This is a genomic window from Streptomyces filamentosus (assembly GCF_014654895.1).
Taxonomy (GTDB): Bacteria; Actinomycetota; Actinomycetes; order Streptomycetales; family Streptomycetaceae; genus Streptomyces; species Streptomyces filamentosus.
The window spans coordinates 498,574-523,545 of the sequence record NZ_BNBE01000003.1 but is presented as its reverse complement, the minus strand read 5'-3'; the positions used below and the strand labels follow the sequence as shown (position 1 = coordinate 523,545).

At 74.1% G+C, this 24,972-nt stretch carries 23 protein-coding genes; 11 read left to right on the top strand and 12 right to left on the bottom strand.

Annotated elements, in window-relative coordinates; translation table 11 throughout:
• Nucleotides 1-118: 118 nt before the first annotated feature.
• Complete coding sequence (locus IE326_RS29780; protein ID WP_190043809.1) at nt 119-958, bottom strand: hypothetical protein; 840 nt, start codon at nt 956-958, stop codon at nt 119-121.
• Nucleotides 959-962: 4 nt separating this feature from the next.
• Nucleotides 963-1,601, bottom strand: coding sequence for a papain-like cysteine protease family protein (locus IE326_RS29775; RefSeq protein ID WP_190043808.1), 639 nt, complete (start codon nt 1,599-1,601; stop codon nt 963-965).
• A gap of 237 nt (nt 1,602-1,838) precedes the next feature.
• Between IE326_RS29775 and IE326_RS29770 the strand changes: the two genes are divergently transcribed.
• Nucleotides 1,839-2,768: a hypothetical protein gene (locus tag IE326_RS29770; RefSeq protein ID WP_150227625.1), complete on the top strand. Its 930-nt coding sequence runs from the start codon at nt 1,839-1,841 to the stop codon at nt 2,766-2,768.
• A 147-nt stretch (nt 2,769-2,915) separates the two neighbouring features.
• On the opposite strand, the gene IE326_RS29765 is transcribed toward IE326_RS29770, so the two are convergent.
• Both IE326_RS29765 and uvrA read right to left on the bottom strand, forming a co-directional pair.
• Nucleotides 2,916-3,353, bottom strand: coding sequence for a Rieske (2Fe-2S) protein (locus tag IE326_RS29765; RefSeq protein ID WP_190043807.1), 438 nt, complete (start codon nt 3,351-3,353; stop codon nt 2,916-2,918).
• 161 nt (nt 3,354-3,514) lie between these two features.
• Nucleotides 3,515-6,586, bottom strand: a complete 3,072-nt coding sequence (gene uvrA / locus IE326_RS29760) for an excinuclease ABC subunit UvrA (RefSeq protein WP_190043806.1) — start codon at nt 6,584-6,586, stop codon at nt 3,515-3,517.
• A 194-nt stretch (nt 6,587-6,780) separates the two neighbouring features.
• Here uvrA and IE326_RS29755 point away from each other — a divergent pair, with 194 nt between their 5' ends.
• From IE326_RS29755 to IE326_RS29745, 3 genes are all read left to right on the top strand, one after another.
• Complete coding sequence (locus IE326_RS29755) at nt 6,781-7,470, top strand: maleylpyruvate isomerase family mycothiol-dependent enzyme (protein WP_190043805.1); 690 nt, start codon at nt 6,781-6,783, stop codon at nt 7,468-7,470.
• A gap of 48 nt (nt 7,471-7,518) precedes the next feature.
• Entirely contained in the window at nt 7,519-8,175 is a 657-nt protein-coding gene (locus IE326_RS29750) for an MBL fold metallo-hydrolase (protein ID WP_190043804.1), read from the top strand.
• 363 nt (nt 8,176-8,538) lie between these two features.
• Entirely contained in the window at nt 8,539-9,825 is a 1,287-nt protein-coding gene (locus IE326_RS29745) for an MFS transporter (RefSeq protein ID WP_190044248.1), read from the top strand.
• 74 nt (nt 9,826-9,899) lie between these two features.
• Here IE326_RS29745 and IE326_RS29740 read toward each other — a convergent pair whose 3' ends face one another.
• From IE326_RS29740 to IE326_RS29720, 5 genes are all read right to left on the bottom strand, one after another.
• Nucleotides 9,900-10,901, bottom strand: a complete 1,002-nt coding sequence (locus tag IE326_RS29740; RefSeq protein WP_150227631.1) for a TerC family protein — start codon at nt 10,899-10,901, stop codon at nt 9,900-9,902.
• Nucleotides 10,902-11,154: 253 nt separating this feature from the next.
• Entirely contained in the window at nt 11,155-13,059 is a 1,905-nt protein-coding gene (locus IE326_RS29735) for a TerD family protein (protein WP_190043803.1), read from the bottom strand.
• Nucleotides 13,060-13,245: 186 nt separating this feature from the next.
• Nucleotides 13,246-13,824, bottom strand: coding sequence for a TerD family protein (locus tag IE326_RS29730; RefSeq protein ID WP_150227633.1), 579 nt, complete (start codon nt 13,822-13,824; stop codon nt 13,246-13,248).
• Between the two features lie 109 nt (nt 13,825-13,933).
• Nucleotides 13,934-16,072: an excinuclease ABC subunit UvrB gene (gene uvrB, locus IE326_RS29725; RefSeq protein ID WP_150227634.1), complete on the bottom strand. Its 2,139-nt coding sequence runs from the start codon at nt 16,070-16,072 to the stop codon at nt 13,934-13,936.
• 60 nt (nt 16,073-16,132) lie between these two features.
• Complete coding sequence (locus tag IE326_RS29720; protein ID WP_150227635.1) at nt 16,133-17,032, bottom strand: MHYT domain-containing protein; 900 nt, start codon at nt 17,030-17,032, stop codon at nt 16,133-16,135.
• 292 nt (nt 17,033-17,324) lie between these two features.
• Between IE326_RS29720 and IE326_RS29715 the strand changes: the two genes are divergently transcribed.
• Together IE326_RS29715 and IE326_RS29710 are read left to right on the top strand one after the other, a co-directional pair.
• Nucleotides 17,325-17,879 (top strand): methylated-DNA--[protein]-cysteine S-methyltransferase, encoded by a 555-nt coding sequence (locus tag IE326_RS29715; protein WP_150227636.1) that lies wholly within the window; start codon nt 17,325-17,327, stop codon nt 17,877-17,879.
• A 298-nt stretch (nt 17,880-18,177) separates the two neighbouring features.
• Nucleotides 18,178-19,479, top strand: coding sequence for an MFS transporter (locus tag IE326_RS29710; RefSeq protein WP_190043802.1), 1,302 nt, complete (start codon nt 18,178-18,180; stop codon nt 19,477-19,479).
• A gap of 54 nt (nt 19,480-19,533) precedes the next feature.
• Here IE326_RS29710 and IE326_RS29705 read toward each other — a convergent pair whose 3' ends face one another.
• Complete coding sequence (locus tag IE326_RS29705) at nt 19,534-19,893, bottom strand: cupin domain-containing protein (protein WP_030746024.1); 360 nt, start codon at nt 19,891-19,893, stop codon at nt 19,534-19,536.
• A 286-nt stretch (nt 19,894-20,179) separates the two neighbouring features.
• Here IE326_RS29705 and IE326_RS29700 point away from each other — a divergent pair, with 286 nt between their 5' ends.
• Nucleotides 20,180-21,100 carry a pseudouridine-5'-phosphate glycosidase gene (locus IE326_RS29700; protein ID WP_190043801.1) on the top strand — a complete coding sequence of 307 codons (921 nt, stop codon included), beginning with the start codon at nt 20,180-20,182 and terminating at the stop codon, nt 21,098-21,100.
• The gene (locus tag IE326_RS29695) at nt 21,097-22,023 is read left to right on the top strand and encodes a carbohydrate kinase family protein (protein WP_150227639.1); all 927 of its coding nucleotides are present in this window, start codon (nt 21,097-21,099) and stop codon (nt 22,021-22,023) included. Before IE326_RS29700 ends, IE326_RS29695 begins: the two co-directional genes overlap by 4 nt.
• Here IE326_RS29695 and IE326_RS29690 read toward each other — a convergent pair.
• Nucleotides 22,015-22,659 (bottom strand): nucleoside/nucleotide kinase family protein, encoded by a 645-nt coding sequence (locus IE326_RS29690; RefSeq protein WP_150227640.1) that lies wholly within the window; start codon nt 22,657-22,659, stop codon nt 22,015-22,017. The two genes, IE326_RS29695 and IE326_RS29690, sit on opposite strands and share 9 nt — an antisense overlap.
• 28 nt (nt 22,660-22,687) lie before the next feature.
• Complete coding sequence (locus IE326_RS29685) at nt 22,688-23,161, bottom strand: hypothetical protein (protein ID WP_190043800.1); 474 nt, start codon at nt 23,159-23,161, stop codon at nt 22,688-22,690.
• Nucleotides 23,162-23,205: 44 nt separating this feature from the next.
• Between IE326_RS29685 and IE326_RS29680 the strand changes: the two genes are divergently transcribed.
• The 3 genes from IE326_RS29680 to kilB are packed head-to-tail and all read left to right on the top strand — an operon-like array spanning nt 23,206 to nt 24,963.
• Nucleotides 23,206-24,057 carry an SDR family NAD(P)-dependent oxidoreductase gene (locus IE326_RS29680; protein WP_229915734.1) on the top strand — a complete coding sequence of 284 codons (852 nt, stop codon included), beginning with the start codon at nt 23,206-23,208 and terminating at the stop codon, nt 24,055-24,057.
• A 12-nt stretch (nt 24,058-24,069) separates the two neighbouring features.
• Nucleotides 24,070-24,447, top strand: coding sequence for a MerR family transcriptional regulator (locus IE326_RS29675; RefSeq protein WP_150227642.1), 378 nt, complete (start codon nt 24,070-24,072; stop codon nt 24,445-24,447).
• Between the two features lie 57 nt (nt 24,448-24,504).
• Nucleotides 24,505-24,963: a plasmid transfer protein KilB gene (kilB, locus tag IE326_RS29670; protein ID WP_190043799.1), complete on the top strand. Its 459-nt coding sequence runs from the start codon at nt 24,505-24,507 to the stop codon at nt 24,961-24,963.
• Nucleotides 24,964-24,972: the final 9 nt, after the last annotated feature.

Sequence of the window (24,972 nt, the reverse complement as noted above, 5' to 3'; positions counted from 1 at the left end):
GGGACCCCGCCGGCCGGCCCGGGCCGCCTCGTGGGCGGTCCGGGCCGGGCGGGCCGGCGGCCTCGTGGGCCGGGCGGCGGGAGGGATGGGGGAAGGGCCGGTGGGAGGGGCCGGTGGGTCAGGGACGGGGGGTGCGGCGCGCGGCGGCGCGGCGGCGGAGGGCCGCGGCGCCGATCAGGGCCAGAGCGGCCGCGGCGCCGAAGGCGGCGACCGTGGAGGCGGCGGTGGCCGCCGCCGGCTGGTGGCGGGGGCCGCCCGCCGCCGACGCCTGCCGCCGGGGCTCCGGCGCGGCCCGGGGGTCCGTGCCGGGGGCGTAGCCGCCCGCCGCGCCCTTGTGGGCGTAGGCGGAGCCGGGGAGCTTGTCGCCGTAGGCGCGGGCGACCCGCGCCCGGTAGGCGGCGAGGGTGGTGCCGTGCTGCCCGACGGCCTTCACCGCGTCCTCGTCGAGGGGCAGCACCTTCGTGCCCTTCTGGACGTACCAGGCGTCGATCTGCGGTTCGCGGAAGACGAGGCCGCCGGGGAGCTTCCCGGCCCCTTCGCGCGCGTAGCGGACCTCGTCGTCGCCGGTGGCGATGTTCACCACCTGCCAGCCGCCGGGACCCTTCGCCGTCCACAGGGACGCCTTCCGGCCGTCCGCGGCGACGGCGAGGCTGGCCCGGAACTCCTCGCGGGCCACGGGCGCGCCCGCCCGGCCGGCGACGAAGTCCGGGGACAGGATCCGCACCGGGACGGACGCGCCGGATATCCGGGGCCCGGCGGCGGTGCGGGCGAGCTCCCCGTCGCGGGCGAAGAAGCGGCCCAGGGTCTCCAGGGTCTCGGGCGCGGCGGCGGCCCGCTCGGCGGTGGGCGCGGCCGGCAGGGGATCGGCGGGCCCGGAGGCCGCCGCCGGGACGACGGCGCCGAGGGCGAGGAGCGCCGCGGCGGCTCCGGTCGTGAGGGCCTTGGTCTTCGTGGTCACGTGGTCACGCCCCGATCCGGTAGAGCGAGTGGGTCCAGGAGAAGGACCCGTTGTTGACGTACCACGCGTGGGAGGCCCAGTTGTAGCGGTTGCTGGAAGGCCAGGGGTCGCCCCAGTAGACCCAGCCGTTCGCGTCGTCGTAGCCGTACAGCACGTGCATGTGCCCGCCGCCGCTCGACCACTGGATGCGGGTCTCGACCGGCCGGCCGGCGTTGATCTCGGTCTGGACGGTGGAGTAGCGCAGCCAGCCGTCGACGTACGAGCCGGGGCTGACGCCCGCCCAGGCGAGGCCGGTCTGGACGTTGCCGAGGGTGGCCTGCGAGTTGGGGCACTCGTAGCCCTGCTGGCGCTGGAAGGCGGCGTTGCAGAACTGGTTCTGGCTGTAGCCGCGGCCGTACCAGGTGGCGATGGTGTTCCCGGCGGCCGCCCAGCACCAGTTGGTCTTCTGCTGGGCCTGCATGGTGATGTTCAGGCGCTTGGCGGCGAGGACGGCGGTCCCGTCGGCGGCGGCGCGGGAGACGGAAGCGGGGGCGGGAGCGGGGGCCGGTGCGGCGGACGCCGTGGCCGCGGAGGGGACGAGGAGGAGGGCGGCGGCGGCGAACGCCACGAGGCTCCTCTTCGCGTCGGGGAATCGTCTGCGCATGGGGTTCCTCCCAGTGCGGGGGGTGTGGGGATGGGTGGGGGGTGGAGGTGGCGTCCGGACACCGCTTGGAGCATCGGTCGTTGTCGGAAGCGGGTCAACACGCTTCAATGCGGGGTGACATCGGGCTGTGAACGGTGTGGCGCGGGTGTGAACGCGCGCCCGTCGTCCACCTGCCCGCCCGCCGTCCGGGCCGCGGCGGTCCGTGCCCCGGGCGTGAACGTTCACCGAGGAGCCCGTGTGAGCCACACCGAGGCCGATCTGGTGCAGCTGCTGCACACCGGCCCCTTCCACCTGGCCCTGCGCACCGCGCTCGCCGTGCGCGGGCTGCCGCTCCAGCGGGTGCAGCACCACCTCGCCCACCGGGGGGTCCGGGTCGGGGTGACCTCGCTGAGCTACTGGCAGCAGGGCGCCAGGCGGCCGCAGCGGCCGGAGTCGCTGAAGGCGGTCCGGGCCCTGGAGGAGGTGCTCCAGCTGCCCGGGAACTCGCTGCTGCGGCTCCTCTCGGAGGACGCGGTGGCCCGGGAGGGGGCGGAGCGCCCGGCGAGCCGCTCGTACCGCTCGCTGGTGGAGGCGTCGGGCGCGGTGGAGGAGCTCTTCGCGGAGCTGGAGTCACCGGTGGACGGCGGGCTGCACACGGTGGGGCACCACGAGCGGGTGCGGATCGGGGCCGGGCGGGAACTGGTGGGCCGCGAGTCGCAGCACGTGGTGCGGGCGCACCGGGACGGCGTCGACCGGTACCTCGCCATCCACCACGGCGATCCGGGCTGCGACCCGGCGCGCGTGCGCGTGCGCGCGGTGGAGAACTGCCGCACGGGGCGGGTGCGCCGGCACGCCGCCACGGGGGTGCTGGTTGCCGAACTGCTCTTCGACGCGCGGCTGCGGGCCGGCGACACGCACCTGTTCTCGTACGGCTTCGAGGACGGGACGGCCGGTCCGAGCGGCGAGTACCTGCGGGGCTTCAGCTTCGCGGGCGGGCAGTACGTGCTCCAGGTCGCCTTCGACGACGCGGCCCTGCCGGTGCGCTGCCGGCGCTTCGCCCAGGCGTCGGCGGGCGCGCCGCGCGGGGGCCGCACGGAGCTGACGCTCGGCGGCCGGCACCGCACGGTGCACCTGGTGGAGCAGGGGGTGCGTCCCGGGATCCTGGGGATCGACTGGGACTGGGAGTGAGGCGGAGCCGGGGTGGGCGGCTCCGCCGGGCCTGGCGGGCGACGCGGGGCGGATGAGGCGGGCAGGGCGGGCCGGCCGAGTGGGACGGGCCGGGCGAGTGGGGCCGGGCGAGTGGGGCCAGGCGAGTGGGGGGGCAGGCGGGGCGGGTCAGGCGGAGGGCGCGGCCTTCGGGCCCGCGACCAGCTCGCCGCCCTCGACGCGGATCTCGACCTCGGGGAGCGGGACGGTGGCGGGGCCCTTGAGGGCCTTGCCGGTGGTGACGTCGAAGCGGCTGCCGTGGCAGGGGCAGTTGCCCTCGTTCTCCTCGACCTTGTCGAGGACGCAGCCGGCGTGGGTGCACTGGGCGCTGAACGCCTTGTACTGTCCCTCGGCCGGGCAGCTCACGACCAGCCGCTGCTCGCGGTAGAGCTTGGACCCGCCGACCGGGACCTCGTCCGGCGAGCCGAGGGCGACCGGCGCGGTCGGCGTCGGCACGCCGGCGTGGCCCAGCTTGGAATCGGTGGAGCAGGCGGCGACTCCCAGCCCGGCGGCACCGGCGAGAGCGGCACCCTTCAGGACGGTGCGGCGGGTGGACTGGCCGGACATGATCGCTCTCCACGGGGGCGGGGGACGGTGGTCTGGTTCGACGATACCCGCGCCGTTTCCCACGGTTTCGTCCGGGCCCGGCGGCTCCCCCGCGCGGTCGGCCGGACGCGCCGCCGGGCCGTCCGCGCCCTCTCGGGAGCGCGGTCGGCCCGGCGGTGGCGTCACGCCTCGCGGGTGCGGGACGCCGCCGTCTTCCTGGCCGGCGTGGCCTTCGCCGTCTTGGCGGCCGTCTTCTTCACGGCGGTCGTCTTCTTCGCCGCCGTCTTCTTCACGGCCGCCGTCTTGGCCGTCGTCTTGGCCGCCGTCTTCTTCGTGGCGGCCGCCTTCCTGGCGGGGGCCTTCTTCGCGGCCGTGCCGCGCGGCGCGGGCGCGCCCGCGTCGCTGATCCGGTCCGGGCCGAGGATCTCGCGGAGGAACTTGCCGGTGTGGCTGGCGGGCTCCGAGGCGACCTCCTCGGGGGTGCCCTCGGCGACGACCACGCCGCCGCCGCTGCCGCCCTCGGGGCCCATGTCGATGATCCAGTCGGCGGTCTTGATGACGTCGAGGTTGTGCTCGATGACGATCACCGAGTTGCCCTTGTCGACGAGGCCCGACAGCACCTTGATCAGCTTCGAGATGTCCTCGAAGTGGAGACCGGTGGTCGGCTCGTCCAGGACGTAGACCGTGCGTCCGGTCGACCTCTTCTGGAGCTCGGAGGCGAGCTTGACGCGCTGCGCCTCGCCGCCGGAGAGGGTCGGCGCGGACTGCCCGAGCCGGACGTACCCGAGCCCGACCTCGTTGAGCGTCCGCAGGTGGCGGGCGATCGTGGGCACGGCCTCGAAGAAGCCCAGGGCCTCCTCGATCGGCATGTCCAGGACCTCGGCGATGGACTTGCCCTTGTAGTGGACCTCCAGGGTCTCCCGGTTGTACCGGGCCCCGTGGCAGACCTCGCACGGCACGTACACGTCCGGGAGGAAGTTCATCTCGATCTTGATCGTGCCGTCGCCGGAGCAGTTCTCGCAGCGGCCGCCCTTGACGTTGAAGGAGAAGCGGCCGGGCAGGTAGCCCCGGACCTTCGCCTCCATCGTCTCCGCGAAGAGCTTGCGGACGTGGTCGAAGACGCCGGTGTACGTCGCCGGGTTGGAGCGCGGGGTGCGTCCGATCGGCGACTGGTCGACGTGCACGACCTTGTCGACGAGGTCGTCGCCCTCCACGCGCGTGTGCCGTCCAGGCACCGTCTTGGCGCCGTTCAGCTCGCGCGCCAGGTGGGTGTAGAGGATGTCGTTGACCAGCGTCGACTTGCCGGAGCCGGAGACTCCGGTGACGGCGGTGAGGACGCCCAGCGGGAAGGAGACGTCGATGTCCCGCAGGTTGTTCTCGCGGGCGCCGTGGACGGTGAGCAGCCGGCCCGGATCGACGGGGCGGCGGACGTCCGGGGTGCCGATCGCCCGGCGGCCGGACAGGTACTGCCCGGTCATCGACTCCTCGTTGGCCAGGAGCTCCTTCAAGGTGCCGGAGTGGACGACCTTGCCGCCGTGCTCGCCGGCGCCGGGGCCGATGTCGACGACCCAGTCGGCGACCTTGATGGTGTCCTCGTCGTGCTCGACGACGATGAGCGTGTTGCCCATGTCGCGGAGGCGGACCAGGGTCTCGATCAGGCGGTGGTTGTCGCGCTGGTGGAGGCCGATGGACGGCTCGTCCAGGACGTAGAGCACGCCGACGAGGCCGGAGCCGATCTGGGTGGCGAGGCGGATGCGCTGGGCCTCGCCGCCGGAGAGGGTGCCGGCCGCGCGGTTCAGCGAGAGGTAGTCGAGGCCGACGTCGACGAGGAACCGCAGCCGCTCGTTGACCTCCTTGAGGACCCGCTCGGCGATCTGCCGGTCGCGGGCGTTGAGCGTCAGGCGGGAGAGGAACTCGGCGCAGTCGCTGATGGACATGGCGGAGACCTCGGCGATGGACTTCTCCATCACGGTGACCGCGAGCACGATCGGCTTGAGCCGGGTGCCGTGGCAGGTGGGGCAGGGCACCTCGCGCATGTAGCCCTCGAAGCGCTCCCGGCTGGAGTCGCTCTCGGCCTCGCTGTGGCGCCGCTTCACGAAGGAGACGGCGCCCTCGAAGGCGGGGCTGGTCCAGGCGCGCTCGCGGCCGTACCTGTTCCGGTAGCGGACCTCGATCTGGGTCTTGTGGCCGTGCATGAGGGCCTTCTTGGCCCGCTGCGGGAGGCCCGCGTAGGGGATGTCGGTGCGGAAGCCGAGGGCCTGGGAGAGCCCGTCGATCATCCGGCCGAAGTACTCCTTGGTGTGGCCGTGGGACCAGGGGTGGATGGCGCCCTCGTCGAGGGACTTGTCCTCGTCGGGGACGACCAGCTCGGGGTCGACCTCCATGCGAGTGCCGATGCCGGTGCAGTCGGGGCAGGCGCCGAAGGGCGAGTTGAAGGAGAAGGAGCGGGGCTCCAGCTCCTCGAAGGAGAGGTCGTCGTACGGGCAGTAGAGGTGCTCCGAGTACATCTTCTCGCGCTCGGGGTCGTCCTCCGGGAGGTCGACGAAGTCGAGCACGACCATGCCCCCGGAGAGCCCGAGGGCGGTCTCGACGGAGTCGGTGAGGCGGCGCTTGGCGCTGTCCTTCACGGTGAGGCGGTCGATGACCACCTCGATGGTGTGCTTCTCCTGCTTCTTCAGCGTCGGCGGCTCGCTGAGCTGGATCGTCGCCCCGTCGACCCGGGCGCGGCTGTAGCCCTTGGTCTGGAGGTCGGCGAAGAGGTCGACGAACTCGCCCTTGCGCTCGCGCACCAGCGGGGAGAGCACCTGGAAGCGGCTGCCCTCGGGCAGCTCCAGGACCTTGTCGACGATGGCCTGCGGCGACTGGCGGGAGATCGGCCGGTGGCACTCGGGGCAGTGCGGCTTGCCGATGCGGGCGAAGAGGAGGCGGAGGTAGTCGTAGACCTCGGTGATGGTGCCGACCGTGGAGCGCGGATTGCGCGAGGTCGACTTCTGGTCGATGGAGACGGCGGGCGAGAGACCTTCGATGAAGTCCACGTCCGGCTTGTCCATCTGGCCGAGGAACTGCCGGGCGTACGAGGAGAGCGACTCGACGTACCGGCGCTGCCCCTCGGCGAAGATCGTGTCGAACGCGAGGGAGGACTTGCCCGACCCCGAGAGTCCGGTGAAGACGATGAGGGAGTCACGGGGCAGGTCGAGCGAGACGTTCTTCAGGTTGTGCTCGCGCGCGCCACGGACGATGAGACGGTCGGCCACGCCGGTCCGCACCTTTCTTGAGAGAGCGGATGGGAGAGCGGGGTGTGAACACCCGTAAGCACTCAACAGCCAAGGATGCCGGATGCTTCCGCGGTGTCGGTCGCTCCTCTTCGAGCCTATAGCACGTACATTCGATTTCCGGCGGTCTGCCGCCCACTTCACCCGAACGAGTGGGCGGCGCTAGGGTCGGCGCCATGATCGACCACGAGCGCGACCTCGCTTCCCTGCGCGAAGCCACCGAGCGGCTGCTGCACGACGCCGCCTCCTGGGACAACGCCGCCGTCGCCGAGCCGTCACGGCTTCCCGGCTGGACGCGTGGCCACGTCCTCGCCCACCTGGCCCGGAACGCCGAGGCACTGGTGAACGTCTTCGAGGGCCGGCCCATGTACGCGAGCGCCGAGGCCCGCGACGCGGACATCGAGCGCGACGCCCCCCGCCCCCTCGACGTCCAGCTCGCCGACGTGCGCGCGACGGACGAGCGCTTCCGCGCGGCGACCGCGGCGCCCGGCGACTGGGACCGGACCGTCGAGCTGCGCAACGGCGTCACCGACAGCGCCTCCCGGGTCCCGTTCCGCCGCTGGGTCGAGGTGGCCCTGCACCACGTGGACCTCGGCTGCGGCTACGAGCTGGAGGACCTCCCGGAGGAGTTCGTCGGACGCGAGATCGACTTCCTCGCGGAGCGGTTCGCCGGGCACCCGGACGTCCCCTCCACCGCCCTCCGCGCCGACGACGGCCGGACGTGGACCACCGGGGGCGGCGCCGAGGGCGGCCCCGTGGGCGTCTCCGGCCCCGCGGCCGAGCTCCTCGGCTGGCTCGCCGGCCGCCGCGACGGCTCCGCCCTGAAGACCGAGGGCGGCCCGCTCCCCCAGCTCCCGCCGCTGTAGGACGTCCTTCCCGGGCCCGCTGTCGGTGGGCGGGGCTAGTCTGAGGCCATGACGTACAGCGGAGCGGTGAGGGTGGGCGGTCCGGCCGACGTCCACGAGCTGAAGGACCTGATGATCTCCAAGGTCGCGGTCGGCCCGATGGACAACAACGCGTATCTGCTGCGCTGCCGGGCCACCGGCGAGCAGCTGCTGATCGACGCGGCCAACGACGCGGAGACCCTGCTCACGCTGATCGGTGACGACGGCATCACCGCCGTCGTCACCACCCACCGGCACGGCGACCACTGGCAGGCCCTGGCCGAGGTCGTCGCCGCCACCGGCGCCACCACGTACGCGGGCGCGTACGACGCGGAGGGCATCCCGGTGGCCACCGACGTCCCGGTCGAGGACGGCGACACGATCCGCGTGGGCGAGGTCGTGCTGACCGCCCGCCGCCTCGTGGGGCACACCCCCGGCTCGATCGCGCTGGTCTACGACGACCCGCACGGCCACCCGCACCTCTTCACCGGCGACTGCCTCTTCCCCGGCGGCGTCGGCAACACCTGGAAGGACCCGGAGGCGTTCGCCATCCTCCTGCACGACGTGGAGACCAAGCTCTTCGCCGTCCTCCCCGACGAGACCTGGGTCTACCCCGGCCACGGCAAGGACACCGCCCTCGGCGACGAGCGCCCCCACCTGCCGGAGTGGCGCGAGCGCGGCTGGTGACCCCGGGGGCGTCCGGGGCGGCGGCCTCGCGGTCGTCCCCCGTGCTCCCCGTCCGGGTGCCCCGTCCCGGGCGGCTCCCGGCCCGAAGTCACTCCCGGTGACCCCGGACCCCGACCCGATCCCCGCCGCGCCGGAGCCGTACCACGGCCCGAGCCGGGGCCGCCTCCGGTCCGGGCCGGAGCCGTACGCAAGTCCGGGCCGGAGCCGTACGCAGGTCCGGGCCGGTCCCGGCGTGCGGGGCGGCGCCGACGCGGACCGGGGCGCTCCCGCACGCCCCCGTAACCAGGGCGGCGGCCGGGTAGTTGGCGCCACATGCGCCACAGTCACGCTCCGTCGCCGCCGACGGCCCGCAGCACGCCCTCGATGCCCCGGCTCGCCGCCGCCTCGCTCGTCGGCACCGCCATCGAGTTCTTCGACTTCTTCGTGTACGGGACGGCCGCCGCCCTCGTCCTGGGGCCGCTCTTCTTCCCGACCTTCTCCCCGCTCGCGGGGACCCTCGCCGCCTTCGGCACCTTCGCCGTCGGCTTCCTCTCCCGCCCCCTGGGCTCGGTCCTCTTCGGGCACGTCGGGGACCGGCACGGGCGCCGGCCGGTGCTCTTCGCCTCGCTGCTGCTCACCGGCTGCGCCACCGTCGCGGTCGGCTGCGTCCCCACGTACGACGCGATCGGCGTCGCCGCTCCCCTGCTGCTGCTCCTGCTGCGCTTCCTCCAGGGCCTCGGGCTGGGCGGCGAGTGGGGCGGGGCGGTGCTGCTGACCGCCGAGCACGCCCCGCCGCACCGCCGCGCGCTGTGGGCGAGCTTCCCGCAGATCGGCCCGGCGGTCGGCTTCCTCCTGGCGAACGGCGTGATGCTCGCCCTCACCGCCGGACTGAGCGACGCCGACTTCCGGTCCTGGGGCTGGCGGGTGCCGTTCTGGGCGGCGGGGGTGCTCGCCGCCGCCGGACTGCTGCTGCGCTCCTCGCTCGCGGAGACCCCGCAGTTCGAGGAGCTGTCCGCGGCCGGGCAGCGGGCGAACGCCCCGCTCGCCGAGGTCGCGCGCGGCCACTGGCGGCTGGTGATGCTGACCGCCGGGGCCCTCGCCGTGGGGTACGCGATCTTCTACACGGTCTCCACCTGGGCCCTGGCCTACGGCACCGAGCGGCTCGGGGTGAGCAGCACGGTGATGCTGGTGTGCGTGATGGCGGCGGTGGCGGTGAAGGGCGCCGCGACGCCCTTCCTGGCGCTGCTGGGCGACCGCTGGGGGCGCAGGCCGCTCTGTCTGGCGGGGTGCGCGGGGGCCGCGCTGTGGATGTTCCCGATGGTGGCGCTGCTGCACACCCGGCAGCCGCTGCTGATGTTCCTGGGCCTCCTGGGCGCGCTGCTCGCCTTCATCACGATGTTCTCGGTGGTCGCCGCGTACCTGCCGGAGCTGTACGAGCCCCGGGTGCGCTGCACGGGCGCGGCGGTGGGCTACAACCTGGCCGGGGTGCTCGGCGGCGCCCTGACGCCGATCGTGGCCACCGCGCTCTCGGAGGGCGGTTCGGGCCCGCCGTGGGGGGTGGCGGCCTATCTGACGGTGGTGGCCCTGGTGAGCCTGGGCTGCTTCGCGCTGCTGCCGGAGACCCTGCCGGAGCGCCGCCCCGAGGAGGCGGCGGAGGCCGCGCCCGCCTGACGGGCCGGGGTGCGGACGGCGGCGGCCGGCCCGGGGGCTCCCGGACCGGCCGTCGTACGAAAGGGGGCGGAGCCTCAGGCCTCCACGCCGTCCTTCTCGCTGCTCTTCCCGCTGTCCTTCTCGGCGGCTTCCAGCGCCGCCTTCTCGGACTGCCGCTTGGAGGCGATCAGGCTGGTGACGGTGGTGAGGACCAGCACGCCGCAGATGACGGCCAGGGAGACCGGGATGGAGATCTCCGGCACGTGCAGGCCGGACTCGTGCATCGCGTGCAGGACCAGCTTGACGCCGATGAAGCCGAGGATCACCGACAGGCCGTAGCTGAGGTGGACCAGCTTCTTGAGCAGGCCGCCGATGAGGAAGTACAGCTGGCGCAGACCCATCAGCGCGAAGGCGTTCGCGGTGAAGACGATGTACGGGTCCTGGGTGAGGCCGAAGATCGCGGGGATCGAGTCCATCGCGAACAGCACGTCGGTCATGCCGATGGCGAGCATGACGACCAGGAGCGGCGTCATGACCTTCTTGCCGCTCTGCACGATGAAGAGCTTGGTGCCGTGGTAGCGGTCCGCGACGCCGAACTTCTTCTCGATGGACTTCAGCAGGCGGTTCTCGTCCCAGTCGTCCTCCTCCTCGTCCGCCATGGCCTCCTTGACGAGCTTCCAGGCGGTGTAGATGAGGAAGGCGCCGAAGAGGTAGAAGACCCAGGAGAAGCTGGCGATGATCGCGGCGCCCGCCGCGATGAAGATCGCCCGCAGGACGAGGGCGATGAGCACGCCGAACAGCAGCACCCGCTGCTGGAGGTGGGTCGGCACGGAGAACTTCGCCATGATCAGGATGAAGACGAAGAGGTTGTCGACGCTGAGCGACTTCTCCGTGATGAAGCCGGCGAAGAACTCGCCGCCCGCCTGGCCGCCGCCCCAGATCGTGACGCCGATGCCGAAGAGCACCGCCAGCACGATCCAGACGACCGTCCAGATCCCGGCTTCCTTGATCGACACCTCATGGGGCTTGCGCCCGATGAAGAAGTCGACCGCGATGAGGGCGCACAGACCGAGAATGGTCAGCACCCAGATGGTCATCGAAACGTCCACTGCGCCTCCGGCTTCGTACGGCTACTGATCAGCGTCGTCGCTGCCGGAGGTCTCTTCCACCCGGGGCCGCTCGCGCGACCGCCGGGCCGACGCCCCGGGACCGGATGTCCTTGATCCGTCCGTACTGACGGGTACGCCGCGCATGGGGAGTACTCCCCTCCGCACGCAAAAGACTACCCGAAGAACCAAGAGAAGGTAAAGAGAAGGGTAAAGAGGGCCCAAAACCCCAGGTCGGAGCGGGTCAGTCGAGATTCCTCCGGCGGGCCTCCGCGACCTGTCCGAGCACCTGCCAGAGCACCGCGCTGCCCGGCGGGACCGTCGGCGGCTCGTACGTCCAGGCGTGCCCGACCCACGGGTCGGCGAGGTGGTCGTCGGGCACCGGGGTGAGCCGGAGCAGCGAGCGCCACAGCGGGTCGAGCACCGGCCCGTACGCGGCGGCGTCCGCCCGGTCGGCGACCATCAGCAGGTGGACGCCGACGGAGGGGCCCTCGTCGGCGAGGTAGCGCAGCCGCGTGACGGCCCGGTCGTCGAAGCCGTGCGGGAAGTCGTGGACCACGAGCAGTTGGCGCGACAGGTCGAAGCCGGGCGGCAGGTCCTCGGAGGCGTCGCCGCGCACCGCCATCTGGAGCAGGTCCACCCGCTCGGTGAGCTGGGCGAGGGTGGCGGCGACCCCGGCCGCGCCCCGGGCCGGCGGGGCGGCCAGGACACCGGTCTCGACGAGCGGCGCGAAGGCGGCGGCCCCGCCGTCGGCCGGGTCGAGCACGTGGACGGTGAGGGCGCCCGCGGGGTGGGCGGCGAGCAGCCGGGCGGTGTGCGCCACGGCGCTGTCCAGGGCGAGCCGGCGCAGTTCGGCCTCGTCGAGCAGGCCGGCCGCCGAGGTCCGGCCGGGCCCCGAGTCCACCCACAGGCCGCGCTCCAGCGGGAGGCGGACGAGGAAGGGGATCCGGAGGCCGGTCCGCTCGGGCAGGTGGAGGTCGCCGAGGCGGACCGCCATCGGGGGCTCCTCCGGGGTCCGGTAGGCGTGCCAGACGGGGTTGTCCCAGCGGGCGTAGGCGACGGGCAGGGCCGGTTCGACGACCTCGGACTCCGCGGTGAGCTGCGCGAGGTCCCGGTCGAGGGCCTCCTGGGCGCGGCCCATCAGTTCGTCGTGGGTGGCGCGGGCGGCGGCCCGTGCGGCGTCCCCCGCGCCGCCGACCCGGGCGCCCGGGTCGGCGAGGACCTCGTCGATCGCGCGGTCGAGGCGGTGGTCGGCGAAGTCGCGGGCGCTGCGGTAGGCGGCGACGCTCCGGGCCAGGTCCTCGAACATGCCCCACACCTGGTTGTAGAGCCGCTCGTCCATGGTCCAGCCGGTGGCGTCCCCGGCGACGGGCGCCGGACGCGCCTCGGCCTGCCCGGCCGGTCCGGCCTGCGGCGGTACGGCTCCGGGGCCCGTGTCCGGCCCGGACGCGGGCGCGGCGGGCCCCGGGGCGGGGCGGCGGCCCGGGTGGGCGTAGCTGATGGCGGTCGTCGCGGAGGCGTCGGCGGAAGCGTCCGCGGGGACACCGGCGGGGGCGGTCTCGGGGGCCGTGGGAGGAGGCGCCACCGGGGGCGCGGGGACGGCGGGTCCTGCCGCGTCCAGGACGGCGGCGGCGAGGTCGGCGGCGGCCGGGGCGCCCTGGTCGGCGAGGAGGTCGGCGAGCCCGCCCTCGTACCCCTGCCCGACCGCGCGGACCTTCCAGACGCCCTGGCGGCGGTAGAGCTCCAGGGCGACGACGGCGGACTCCCGGTCGAGGCCGGTGATGGTGTACGTGGCGACGGCGGCGCCCTCCGGGCCGGTGACGGACACGAAGGGGGCGGCGGCGGTGCCGAAGCGGACCGGGCCGCCCGCTCCGGGCGGCAGGGCGAGCAGCAGGGAGAGCCGGTGGACGGTGTCCGGGAGGGCCGCGAGGTCCACGGCGATGCGGTGCTCGGCCGCGACGTCACCGGTCACCTCGATCCCGGGCCGTACCGGGGCGCCCGGGTGGGCGATCCACTCGGCTCCGGCGACCCGGCCCTGCTCGTCGCCGAGGGTGGCCCCGGCGACGACCGGGTGTCCGGCGGACACCCGGAGTTCGAGTCGGGTGTCGGGCAGGGGGTGGTTCTGCCCCCGGACCAGCTCGGCCGTCATCTGGACTCTGTTTCCCCTCGGCGCTTCGGCTCTGTCACACGGTCGTGCGACCGCGCGGTCGTGCAGTCGTGCGACCGCACGACCACGCGGCCATGCGGTCATGCGGGGCAGCTCCCGACGGGCCGGTGCCCGTCGGGAGCTGCGGTGGCGCGGCGGCGGGGCCGGGGAGCCGGTCCCGCGGTCCGCCTACAGGTGCGGCAGGATCGCCGGCATCAGGTCCTGGAAGGTGCGGCCGTTGGCCGCGCTGCCCAGGGCCGTCATCTGCCAGCCCGCGCCGGCCCGGTGCACCTTCGCCATGATCTGCGCGGTGTACTGGCCGCCTCCGTCGAGGGTGTAGCGCGCGAGCTCCTGGCCGTTCGTCTCGTCGACGAGCCGGCAGAAGGCGTTCTGCACCTCCTGGAAGGTCTGCCCGGTGAAGGAGTTCACCGTGAAGACGATCTGGTCGATGTGGACGGGCACCCGCTGGAGGTCGACGAGGATGGCCTCGTCGTCGCCGCCCTGGCCCACGCCGCCCACGAGGTTGTCCCCGGTGTGGCGGACGGAGCCGTCGTCGCTGACCAGGTGACGGAAGAAGACCACGTCCACCGGCTGCTTCTCGGCGAAGAGCACCGCGGACGCGTCCAGGTCGATCTCGCGGGTGCGCGAACCGAAGAGCCCCCGGCGCGGCGCGGCCTGCCAGCCGAGGCCCATCCGCACCTGGGTGAGGCTGCCCCCGCCCTTCTTCTCCAGGCTGATGGCCTGGCCCTTGGTCATGTTGACCGTCACGCGCTTGCCCCTCTCGTCGTTGTGGCAGCACCCTACGCAGGGCCACCGACAACGTGCCGGGCGCGGCCCGGTTTTGTGTCGCTCTTGCAACACACCGGGCCGCCACGGGTCACGCCAGTCCCGCCTCCTTCATCTGGCGCAGCTCCTTCTTCAGTTCGGCGACCTCGTCCCGCAGCCTGGCGGCCACCTCGAACTGCAGCTCGGCGGCGGCGGCGCGCATCCGCTCGGTCATCTCCTCGATGACCCCGGCCAGTTCGGCGGCGGGCCGGTCGCCCAGCTCCAGCGTCGAGCCGCCCTTGGCGCCCGCCTTGCCGGCCTTCGGGGCGTGCAGGGCCAGCGAGGGCACCGGCGCCTTGGCCGCCTTGCCCTCCTTGGCCTGGCGGTAGCCGGTGCCGAGCAACTGCTCGGTGTCGACCTCCTCGCGCGCGATGGTGGCGACGATGTCGTTGATCTTCTTGCGGAGCGGCTGGGGGTCGATCCCGTGCTCCTTGTTGTAGGCGACCTGCTTCTCGCGGCGCCGGTTGGTCTCGTCGATGGCCTGCGCCATCGCGGGCGTGATGGTGTCGGCGTACATGTGGACCTGGCCGGAGACGTTGCGCGCGGCGCGGCCGATGGTCTGGATGAGGGAGGTGCCGGAGCGCAGGAAGCCCTGCTTGTCGGCGTCGAGGATGGCGACGAGGGAGACCTCGGGCAGGTCGAGTCCCTCGCGGAGCAGGTTGATGCCGACGAGGACGTCGTACTCGCCGGCGCGCAGCTCGCGCAGCAGCTCGATGCGGCGCAGGGTGTCCACGTCGCTGTGGAGGTAGCGGACCTGGATGCCGAGCTCCAGGAAGTAGTCCGTGAGGTCCTCGGCCATCTTCTTGGTGAGGGTGGTGACCAGGACGCGCTCGTCACGCTCGGTGCGCAGCCGGATCTCGTGGACCAGGTCGTCGATCTGGCCCTCGGTGGGCTTGACGACGACCTCGGGGTCGACGAGGCCGGTGGGGCGGATGATCTGCTCGACGAAGCCGTCGGAGCGGGACAGCTCGTAGGTGCCGGGGGTGGCGGAGAGGTAGACGGTCTGGCCGATCCGGTCCTGGAACTCCTCCCACTTCAGCGGGCGGTTGTCGAGGGCGGAGGGGAGCCGGAAGCCGTGGTCGACGAGGGTCCGCTTGCGGGAGGCGTCGCCCTCGTACATGGCGCCGATCTGCGGCACGGTGACGTGCGACTCGTCGATGACGAGGAGGAGGTCCTCGGGGAAGTAGTCGAGGAGGGTGTTCGGCGGGGAGCCGGGCTCGCGGCCGTCGAAGTGCATCGAGTAGTTCTCGATGCCGGAGCAGGAGCCGATCTGGCGCATCATCTCGATGTCGTAGGTGGTGCGCATGCGGAGCCGCTGGGCCTCCAGCATCTTCCCCTGCTTCTCCAGCTCCTTCAGCCGCTGGTCGAGCTCGCGCTCGATGTCGTTGACGGCCCGCTCCATGCGCTCGGGGCCGGCGACGTAGTGGGTGGCGGGGAAGACGTAGAGCTGCTGGTCCTCGGTGATGATCTCGCCGGTGAGCGGGTGGAGGGTGGAGAGGGCCTCGATCTCGTCGCCGAACATCTCGATGCGGACGGCGAGCTCCTCGTACACCGGGAAGATCTCGATGGTGTCGCCGCGGACGCGGAAGGTGCCCCGGGTGAAGGCGAGGTCGTTGCGCGTGTACTGGATGTCGACGAAGCGGCGCAGCAGCTGGTCGCGGTCGATCTCGTCGCCGACCTTGAGCGGGACCATGCGGTCCACGTACTCCTGCGGGGTGCCGAGGCCGTAGATGCAGGAGACGGAGGCGACCACGACGACGTCCCGGCGGGTGAGCAGGGAGTTGGTCGCGGAGTGGCGCAGCCGCTCGACCTCCTCGTTGATCGAGGAGTCCTTCTCGATGTAGGTGTCCGACTGGGGGACGTACGCCTCGGGCTGGTAGTAGTCGTAGTACGAGACGAAGTACTCGACCGCGTTGTTCGGCAGGAGCTCGCGGAACTCGTTCGCCAGCTGGGCGGCCAGGGTCTTGTTCGGCGCCATCACCAGGGTGGGGCGCTGGAGCTTCTCGATCATCCAGGCCGTGGTGGCCGACTTGCCGGTGCCGGTGGCGCCGAGGAGGACGACGTCCTTCTCGCCGGCGCGGATGCGCCGGTCCAGCTCGGCGATGGCCGCCGGCTGGTCGCCGCTCGGCTGGAAGGGGGAGACGACCTCGAAGGGCGCCACCGAACGTTCGATCTTGGAAACGGGCCGCATGCCACCACCGTACGACCCGGCACCGACAGTCGGGGGGGTGATCGCCGTGCGGCGGCCGGGTCACCAGTCCTGGGAGCGGTGGCCGCCGCGCGGGACGGCCCGCCGGGAGCCGCGTCCCGCGGGGCGGGCGGTCCAGTTCGCGGGCTCGCCGTAGCTGGGGACGTGCCGGGGCGCGGGGACGCCGGGGCGGTACGGGGAGCGGGCCGGGGTCCGCTGCCAGTCGGGGTCGCCCATGACGAGCAGCGGGTCGAACATGACGACGACGGCCGCCAGGATGAGGAAGACGGCGGGCCCCACCAGCATGGGCAGGAGCAGCGAGCTCGCGGTGGTCCCCGCGCCCGTGGCGGGCCGGGCGCCGTGCAGATGGACGCTGACGGCCGCCATGGCGGTGTAGTGCATGCCGCTGACGGCGACGCCCATGACGAGGCTGGCCCCGAGGCTGGCGAGGAAGCCGTGGACGGAGACGGCGGCCCAGAGGGCGGTGGTGGCGGCGACGACCGCGATGACCACGGAGAGCGCGACGGTCAGGGTGTCGTACTCGATCCGGCCCGGCAGCCGCATCCCGGCCATGCCGAGGTAGTGCATGGTGGCGACGCCGAGGCCGGTGATGGTGCCGCCGGTGACGAGCGTGAGCGCGGTCGCGCCCCGGTAGCCGACGATGAAGATGCCGATGCCGACCATGACGACGGCGACGGCGAGGCTGGCGAAGGTGATCGGCCGGTCGTAGTCGACGGGCGCCTGCTCGACCGTGAAGCCCATCATGGCGATGAAGTGCATCGTCCAGATGCCGGTGCCGATGGAGGTGGAGCCGAGGGCGAGCCAGCCGGCCTTGAAGGAGTCCCGGTGGCGCAGCGAGCGGGTCGTGCATCTCAGCCCCAGGGCGCCGCCGAGACAGGCCATGAGGAAGGCCGCCACCGGCGTGACGATCCCGTAGCTGAATCCGTCGACCGTGCCCTGCATGAGCGTGTGCCTCCCACCCCTGGCGCATGGACGTCCGAAAACAGTCGGTACCGCTGGGTAGTACTACCGGGGCGAGATTATGGCGCGTCGAGGGCCCGGGGGGCACCTGACCGGGGATTTTCCGGTCGCGAGACCGGAGCGAGACCGCTCCGTGACCTCCGGACGGGGTCGTACCGCCGGATCGCCGCCGAACGAGCGCTTTGGCCGGTGCGCGTCGCCCGGGGTCCGCCGGGAGGTGACCGGAACCGGCCGTCCGGGCCGGGCTGTCGGCGCCGGGCCGTACGGTGAGGGCATGGACATCGAGGACGGACCGCGGGGCGTGACCGCCGAGTGGACGGTCGTGGAGAGCGGCATCGGCCCGCTCTTCGTGGCGGCCACCGGGCGGGGTCTCGTGCGGGTCGGGTTCCACGCGCGCGGGGAGCGCCGGGAGTGGATGCCGGAGCGGCTCGCCGAGCAGCTGGGCGCCACGGCCGTCGAGCGCTCCACGGGTCTGCTGGCGGAGCCGCTGCGGCAGCTGGACCGGTACTTCGCGGGCGCGCTGCGCGCGTTCGACCTGCCGCTGGACTGGTCGCTGACGACCGGCTTCAACCGCCAGGTGCTCCGCGAGCTGGCCGCCGGGGTGCCGTACGGGGCGGTGGTCGGGTACGGGGAGCTGGCGCGGCGCGTCGGACAGCCGGGGGCGGCGCAGGCGGTGGGCGCGGCGATGGGCGCCAATCCGCTGCCCGTGGTGGTGCCGTGCCACCGGGTGGTGGAGAGCGACGGCGGCCTCGGCGGGTTCGGCGGCGGTCTGGAGACGAAGCGAAGACTCCTGGAGCTCGAAGGCGTCCTGCCGGAACCGCTGTTCTGACGGCTCCGGGGGCGGGCCGGGCGCGGCTCCGAGGGGCGATCTCCGCCCTGCGGGGGGTGCATTACTCGGTCCCTGCCTTGGGAAGGTGCGCCACTCGGTCCCTGCCCTGGGGGGGGTGCGCCACTCGGCCACTGCCCTGGAGGGTGCGCCACTCGGTCCCCGCCCTGGGGTGAGGGCATGGAGTTCGGTCCCCGCCTTGTGAGGGCATGGGGCTCGGTCTCTGCCCCTATGCCCTGCCGACCTGCGGTTTCGCGTTCCGGGCGTTCCCATCGGGCGCGGGGGCTGGCACACTCCGGTAGTGACCAAAACGCCCGACGCCCCTGACACCACCGTGCCCGGAGGGACCGCCGCCCCGGTCTCCGCCGCCGCTCTGCCCGAGCTGCGCCGCCGGGTCCAGGCCGTGCTCGTCGCCACCCAGATCCTCGGCGGTCTCGGGATCGCCACCGGCGTCGCCCTCGCCGCCGTCCTCGCCACCGAGGTGAGCGGCACGGACGCGCTGGCGGGGCTCGCCTCGACGGCGACGGTCGCCGGGCCCGCGCTGCTCGCGATGCCGCTGGCGGCGCTGATGGCGCGGCGGGGGCGGCGGGCCGGCCTGGTGCTGGCCTATCTGCTGGGCGCGCTCGGCGCCGGGATCGCGGTGCTCGGCGCGGTCCTCGGCAGCTTCCCGGTGATGCTGGTGGGCCTGGTGGGCTTCGGCGCGGGTTCCTCGGCCAATCTGGCGGCCCGGTTCGCCGCCGCCGACCTGGCGGAGCCCGACCGCAGGGCGCGGGCCATCTCGACGGTGGTCTGGGCGACCACGATCGGCGCCGTCCTCGGCCCGAACATCGCGGCGCCGGCCGGGCGGAGCGTCTCGGGCCTCGGCATACCCGTGGCGGCGGGTCCGTTCCTGTGGGCGGCGGTGGTGTTCGTGGTGTCGGCGCTGGTGGTGGCGCTGCTGCTGCGGCCCGACCCGCTGCTGACCGCGCGGGCGCTGGCCGCCGCGGAGGGGGACGGGACGGCGGACCGGCCGGAGGACCGGTCCCTGCGGGCCGGGCTGCGCGCGGTCCGCGAGTCGCCGCGGGCCAGGATCGCCCTGGTGACGGTGGCGGCCTCGCAGACGGTGATGGTGTCGATCATGTCGATGACTCCGGTCGCCCTCACCCACCACGGGGCCGGGATCGAGCTGATCGGGCTCGTGATCAGCGTGCACATCGCGGGCATGTACGCGTTCTCGCCCGTCATGGGATGGCTGTCGGACCGGCTCGGCCGGCTCGCGGTGATCGGTCTCGCGGTCGGGCTGCTGGGCTTCGCCGCGCTGCTCGCGGGCACGGCCGGGGCGAGCCACACCCGGGTCGCGGCCGGGCTGTTCGTGCTGGGGCTCGGCTGGTCGGCCGGTCTGGTGTCGGGTTCGGCGCTGCTGACGGACTCGGTTCCGCAGGCGGCGCGGGCGGCCGTCCAGGGCCTGTCGGACACGGTGATGAACACGGCGGCGGGCGTCGGTGGCCTGGTGGCCGGGGTGATCGTCTCCCAGGCGGGCTACGGCCCGCTCAACGCGATCGCCGCCTGTCTGCTGCTGCCGATGGCGGCCCTGGCCCTGCGGGGCGCGCTCCGCAGGGCCTGACCGCGCCCGGCCCGGAGCCGGGGCGCGGGCGGGTCCGGGCTCAGGGCTCAGGGCTCAGGGCAGCGTGATGTGGTACGCCTTGCGCAGGGTCTCGTGGACGGTCCAGGTGGTCCGGTCGCCCTCGCGCAGGACGCAGGCGTCCCCGGGCCCGACCTCCATCGTGGCGCCGCCCTCGACGGCGACGGTGGCCCGGCCACTGACGACGACGAAGAGTTCGTTCGCCTCGGTGTCGGTGACGACGCCGGGGGTGATCTGCCAGATGCCGCGCAGCTGCTTGCCGTCGGCGGACTCCCACAGCACCTTGCCGGACACCTCGGGGGTGCCGGACACGATCTGGCCGGGGTCGAGCGGGTCGGCTTCGAGCTCGGCGTCGGGGATGTGGACGGCGAAGGAGGGGAGGTCGTGTGTCGTCATGGGCGGTGACTGTAGCCGGGCCCCGGGGCGGCACGCGGCACCGGGACCGGCGGAACGAATCCCTCCGTTCACCGCTCTGACCAGGCACGTTCCTCACCCGCGCCGGGGCGACGGATTCTGCACCGGGCCCTTGCCCGGGAGTCTCGCGGGCGCCGGGCGGATCGGCCCCGCCGCGCCGGGTCCCGCGGAACCGAATCCGTACCCCCTCGCACCCCCGTGCGAAAGGGGGGTGGCAGGAGCTCGCCAGAGGTGTTTGCGGGACGAGTGGCCGCGCCAGGAATGGACCATGACCACGACCACACTGGTGTCCGAAGAGGTACGGGAGGCGCTCCGCGAGGGCCGGCCCGTCGTCGCCCTCGAATCGACGATCATCGCCCACGGCCTGCCGCGCCCGCGGAACCTGGCCGTGGCCGTGGAGCTGGAGGAGTCGGTACGGTCCCTGGGCGCCGTGCCCGCGACCGTCGCCGTCCTCGACGGGGTGGCGCGCGTCGGCCTCGACCCGGCGGGGCTGGCCCGGATCGCCGAGGACCCGTCGGTGCGCAAGCTCGGCCACCGCGACCTGGCGCCCGCCCTCGCCACCGGCGCGAGCGGGGCGACCACGGTGTCGGCGACGGCCCGGCTCGCCGACGCGGCGGGCATCCGCGTCTTCGCCACCGGAGGCCTCGGCGGGGTGCACCGCGAGTGGCGCGAGACCCAGGACGAGTCCGCCGACCTGCGGCTGCTCGCCGAGGTGGGCATCACCGTGGTGTGCGCGGGAGTGAAGTCGATCCTCGACGTCCCGGCGACGCTCCAGCGCCTGGAGACCCTCGGCGTGACGGTCGCCGGGTACGGCACGGCGACCTTCCCCGGCTTCTACCTCTCCTCCTCCGGGGAGCCGGTCGACTGGACGCTGCGCAGCCCGGCGGAGGTCGCCGCCGTCATACGGGCCCGGGAGGCGCTGGGCCGCCCCTGGTCGGCGCTGGTCGTGGCCAATCCGGTGCCGGAGGCGGAGCAGCTGGACCCTGCGCTGCACGACCGGGTGCTCGCGCGGGGCCTCGCCGAGCTGCGGGAGAAGGGGATCACGGGCCAGGCGGTGACGCCCTTCCTCCTGGAGTACCTGACGACGCACACGGACGGCGCGTCCCTGGAGGCCAACCTCGCGGCGGTCCGGGGCAACGTCCGGCTCGCGGCGGAGATCGCGGGGGCGTACGCCGCGGGCGAGCGGTGACGGCCGGTCCGGCACCCGGTGCGGGCGGCGCGCTGCTGATCGTCGGGGACGTGGTCACGGACGTGGTGGCCCGGCACCGTGCCCCGCTGGCGGCCGCGACGGACACGGCGGCCTCGATCCGCACCCTGCCGGGCGGCGCGGGGGCCAACGCGGCCTGCTGGGCGGTCCGTTCGGGCCACCGGGACGTGCGGCTGCTCGGCCGGGTCGGCACCGACGCGGCCGGCTGGCACGAGCGGGCGCTGGTCCGGGCGGGCGTCCGCCCGCTGCTGGTGACGGACCCGGAGGCGCCCACGGCCACCGTGATCGCCCTGGTGGACGCCGAGGCGGAGCGGACCTTCCTGACGGACGGCGGGGCCGTGCTGCGGCTCTGCCCCGACGACTGGTCGGCCGGGCTCCTCGACGGCGTGGCGGCGCTCCACCTCTCCGGCTATCTGTTCTTCGCCGAGCCGAGCCGGACGGCGGCCCGGCTCGCCCTGCGGGCCGCCCGCGCCGCCGGCGTCCCGGTGAGCGTGGACCCGGCCTCGGCCGGTTTCCTGGCGGAGCTGGGCACCGAGCGGTTCCTCGCGGCCGTCGAGGGCGTCTCCCTGCTGCTGCCCAACGCCGACGAGGCCCGGCTGCTCACCGGCGCGGCGGACCCGGAGGCGGCGGCCCGGGAGCTGAGCCGGCGCGTGCCGCTGGCCGTGGTGACGCTGGGCGCGGCCGGTGCCCTGGTCGCCGAGGCCGGAAGGGTCACGGCCCGGGTGGCGGCGCCGCCCGTGGAGCCGGAGCGGCGGGTGGACTCGACGGGGGCGGGCGACGCCTTCACCGGGGCGTTCCTCGCCGCGCGGCTGGCGGGCGCGGATCCGGTCCGGGCGGCGGAGGCCGGGTGCGCGGCGGGCGCCGAGGCGGTGACCGTGGTGGGCGGCCGGCCGCCGTCAGTCTGAGCCGAGGTCGCCGAGCCCGGTCCAGGCGGGGTGCCGCGGGTCGTCGGCCCGGACGACGACGTCGGCGGTGCCCGCCGGGTCGACCTCCGTCTCGTACCGGGCGAAGGCGGGCAGTGTCCAGGGCAGTGCGGTGCGCCGTGCCAGGGCGGCGGGCGAGAGGCGGAGGTGGACGGTCAGGTCGAAGGGGAACCAGTGCCCGAGGAGGAACGGCCCGTGGAGCAGCAGCACCCCGCCGGGCGGCAGCGTCACGTACGGGCTGCGGGTCGCCCGGTCCCTGACCGGGTCCCACAGGTCGGGCAGGACCCGCCCGCTGCCGCCGGGCTCCAGCGGGGTGAAGACCTCCCGCCACAGGGCCCCGTGGTCGGTCCAGCCGCCGTAGTACGCGTCCGGGTCCTCCTTGCCGTACTCGTACCGCAGCGACGCGGGCCGCAGGAAGTCCCCGGTGTCGACGACGTGCACGGGGCGGCCGCGGTCCCGCAGCTGCTCGGCGAGCAGCCCGACCAGTTCGCCGCCGGCCGCGGGCGCGCCGTCGACGGCCACCTTCAGCCGCTCGCCGCCGTCGCCGGGCACGAGCCGGTCCACGTGCCTCGCCAGCCGCCCGGCCATCCGGCCCCAGGTGATCGCCTCGTATCGCATCCCGCCCATTCTGCCCTGCGCCCACCGGTCACGGCCGGTCCGGACCCTCCTCCCCCGGCCCGCGCAGCTCCACCCCGAGCCGCCGTGCCACGTCCGCCGCGAGCGGCCCGGCCCGCTCGACGCCCTGCCACGAGGCGAGCCCCGTCCGCTCCCCCGCCCCGTCCAGGGCGTCCAGCACCAGGAGCGTCCCCCAGCTGTCCCAGTCCCAGGCCAGCTCCAGGGCGCGGACCGGCCGGCCGAGCGCCGCGGCCCGTTCCGTGAGCGCGGCCGCGTCGCGGGGCGGGTGCGGCGCCAGCCGGTCGGCCAGGATCTCCTCCCGTACGTGGACGAGGTGGAGGCACGCGTCCAGCGCCGGGCGCGGGACCAGCCCGGCGGCCAGGACCTCCCGGGCCGCCGCGAGCCGGGCCCGCCGCACCACGTGGGAGTCCACCCGCTTCCGCGCCTCCCACGGCAGGGCGGCCCACAGCGCGGGAGGAGACGGGAAACGGGGGTCGTGCGTCATGGGCTTGACCTTGTCACCGGCGTCAGGGTTCCACCATCGGATTCATGGAGACCGAGAGGGAGACCGGGATGGGCACCACGACGAAGAGCGTGACGAAGACCGCGACGAACGCCGCGACGGACACCGCGTCCGTGGGGGCCACCACCGGCGCCCGCCCCTCCAGGGTCGTCCTCGTCACGGGCGCGGGCACCGGCATCGGCCGGGCCACCGCACGTGCCTTCGCCCGGCAGGGCGCGACCGTCGTCGCCGTGGGCCGCCGGCCGGAACCCCTGTGGGAGACGGCCGCGGAGGCCCCCGGACTGATCCGCCCGCACCCCGCCGACCTCACCGCCGAGGGCGTGCCCGAGGAACTCGTCCGGTCCGTGCTCGCCGCGCACGGCCGCCTCGACGTCCTGGTCAACAACGCCGGGGTCGCCGGCGGCGGACCGCTCGGCACCCTCGACCGGGCCCGGATCGCTCCCCTCCTGGAGACCAACCTGGTCGCCCCCGTGCTGCTCACCCAGGCCGCCGTGCCCGCGCTGCGCTCCTCCGGTGGCGTGGTCGTGAACGTGACGACGACGGTCGGCCTGCGCGGCTGGCCGGGCAACTCGGTCTATCCGGCGACCAAGAGCGCCCTGGAGACCCTCACCCGCTGCTGGGCGATCGAACTCGCGGCCGACGGCGTGCGGGTGGTCGCCGTCGCCCCCGGCGCGATCGAGACGCCGATCGGCGAGCACACGGGCCTGACGCCGGAGCAGCGGCGGGCGGTGCGGGCCTGGCAGCTCGCGCACACCCCGCTCGGGCGGGTCGGCCGCCCCGAGGAGGTAGCCTGGGCGGTCACCGCGCTCGCCGCGCCCGAGGCCGCCTTCCTCACCGGGACCGTGCTCCCGGTCGACGGGGGCGCGCTCGTCACGTGATACGACTGCGGGGTGCGCATCGGTGAACTGGCCCGCAGGGCGGGCGTGTCGGCGCGGTCCCTGCGCCACTACGAGCAGGCGGGCCTCATCGCCCCGGTCCGCGCCGCCAACGGCTACCGGCTGTACGAGGAGGGCGCGGTGGTCCGCGTCGCCAACATCCGCTACCTGCTCGACGCCGGGCTCACCCTGGAGGACGTGGCGGCCTTCCGCTCCTGCCTCGACGGGGACCTGCCGTCGGTGCGCCCCTCCGGCCGGGGCCTGGAGATCGCCCGCGAACGGCTCGCGGTGATCGACGCGCGGATCGCGGCGCAGACGGCGGCCCGGGACCGGCTGGCGGCGGCCCTCGCCGCCCGGGACGGCGGTGACGCGACCGCCCCTGGAATGTCATGATCTGACGGTCCGGAGGATCTTCGGACGATCGGATCGGCAGGGGGAGGCACACCGGTCATGGACGTCGCACTGATAGCGGTGGCGGGCACGCTCCTCGGCGTGATCGCCACCCACTGGTTCCAGGGCCGGGCGACCCTGCGCACGGCCGCGCTCAACCGCGGTGAACTGCTCCGGCAGGAGCGGATCACCACCTACAGCGCCTTCGCAGGCGCCGTCGTGGACTACCGCCACAGCCAGAACGACCGCTGGTTCCGGGCCGTCGAGGAGCCCGGCTCCGAGGAGGCCGAGGAGTCCCGGCACGCCTCCTACCGGCAGCGGACCACCGCCCGCCAGGCACTCTTCCGCGTCCAGTTGGTCTGCGACGACCCGGAGCTCCGGCGACTGGCCGAGGCCGCCTTCGAGGAGACCCACTGCATGCACGAGGCGGTGGGCACCGCGGACCGCGCCCGCCGCTCCGACCAGGCGAAGGAAGCCCTCGCCCGGTTCATCGCCGCCGCCGCGCCCGGACTGCGCTGAGGACGGCGG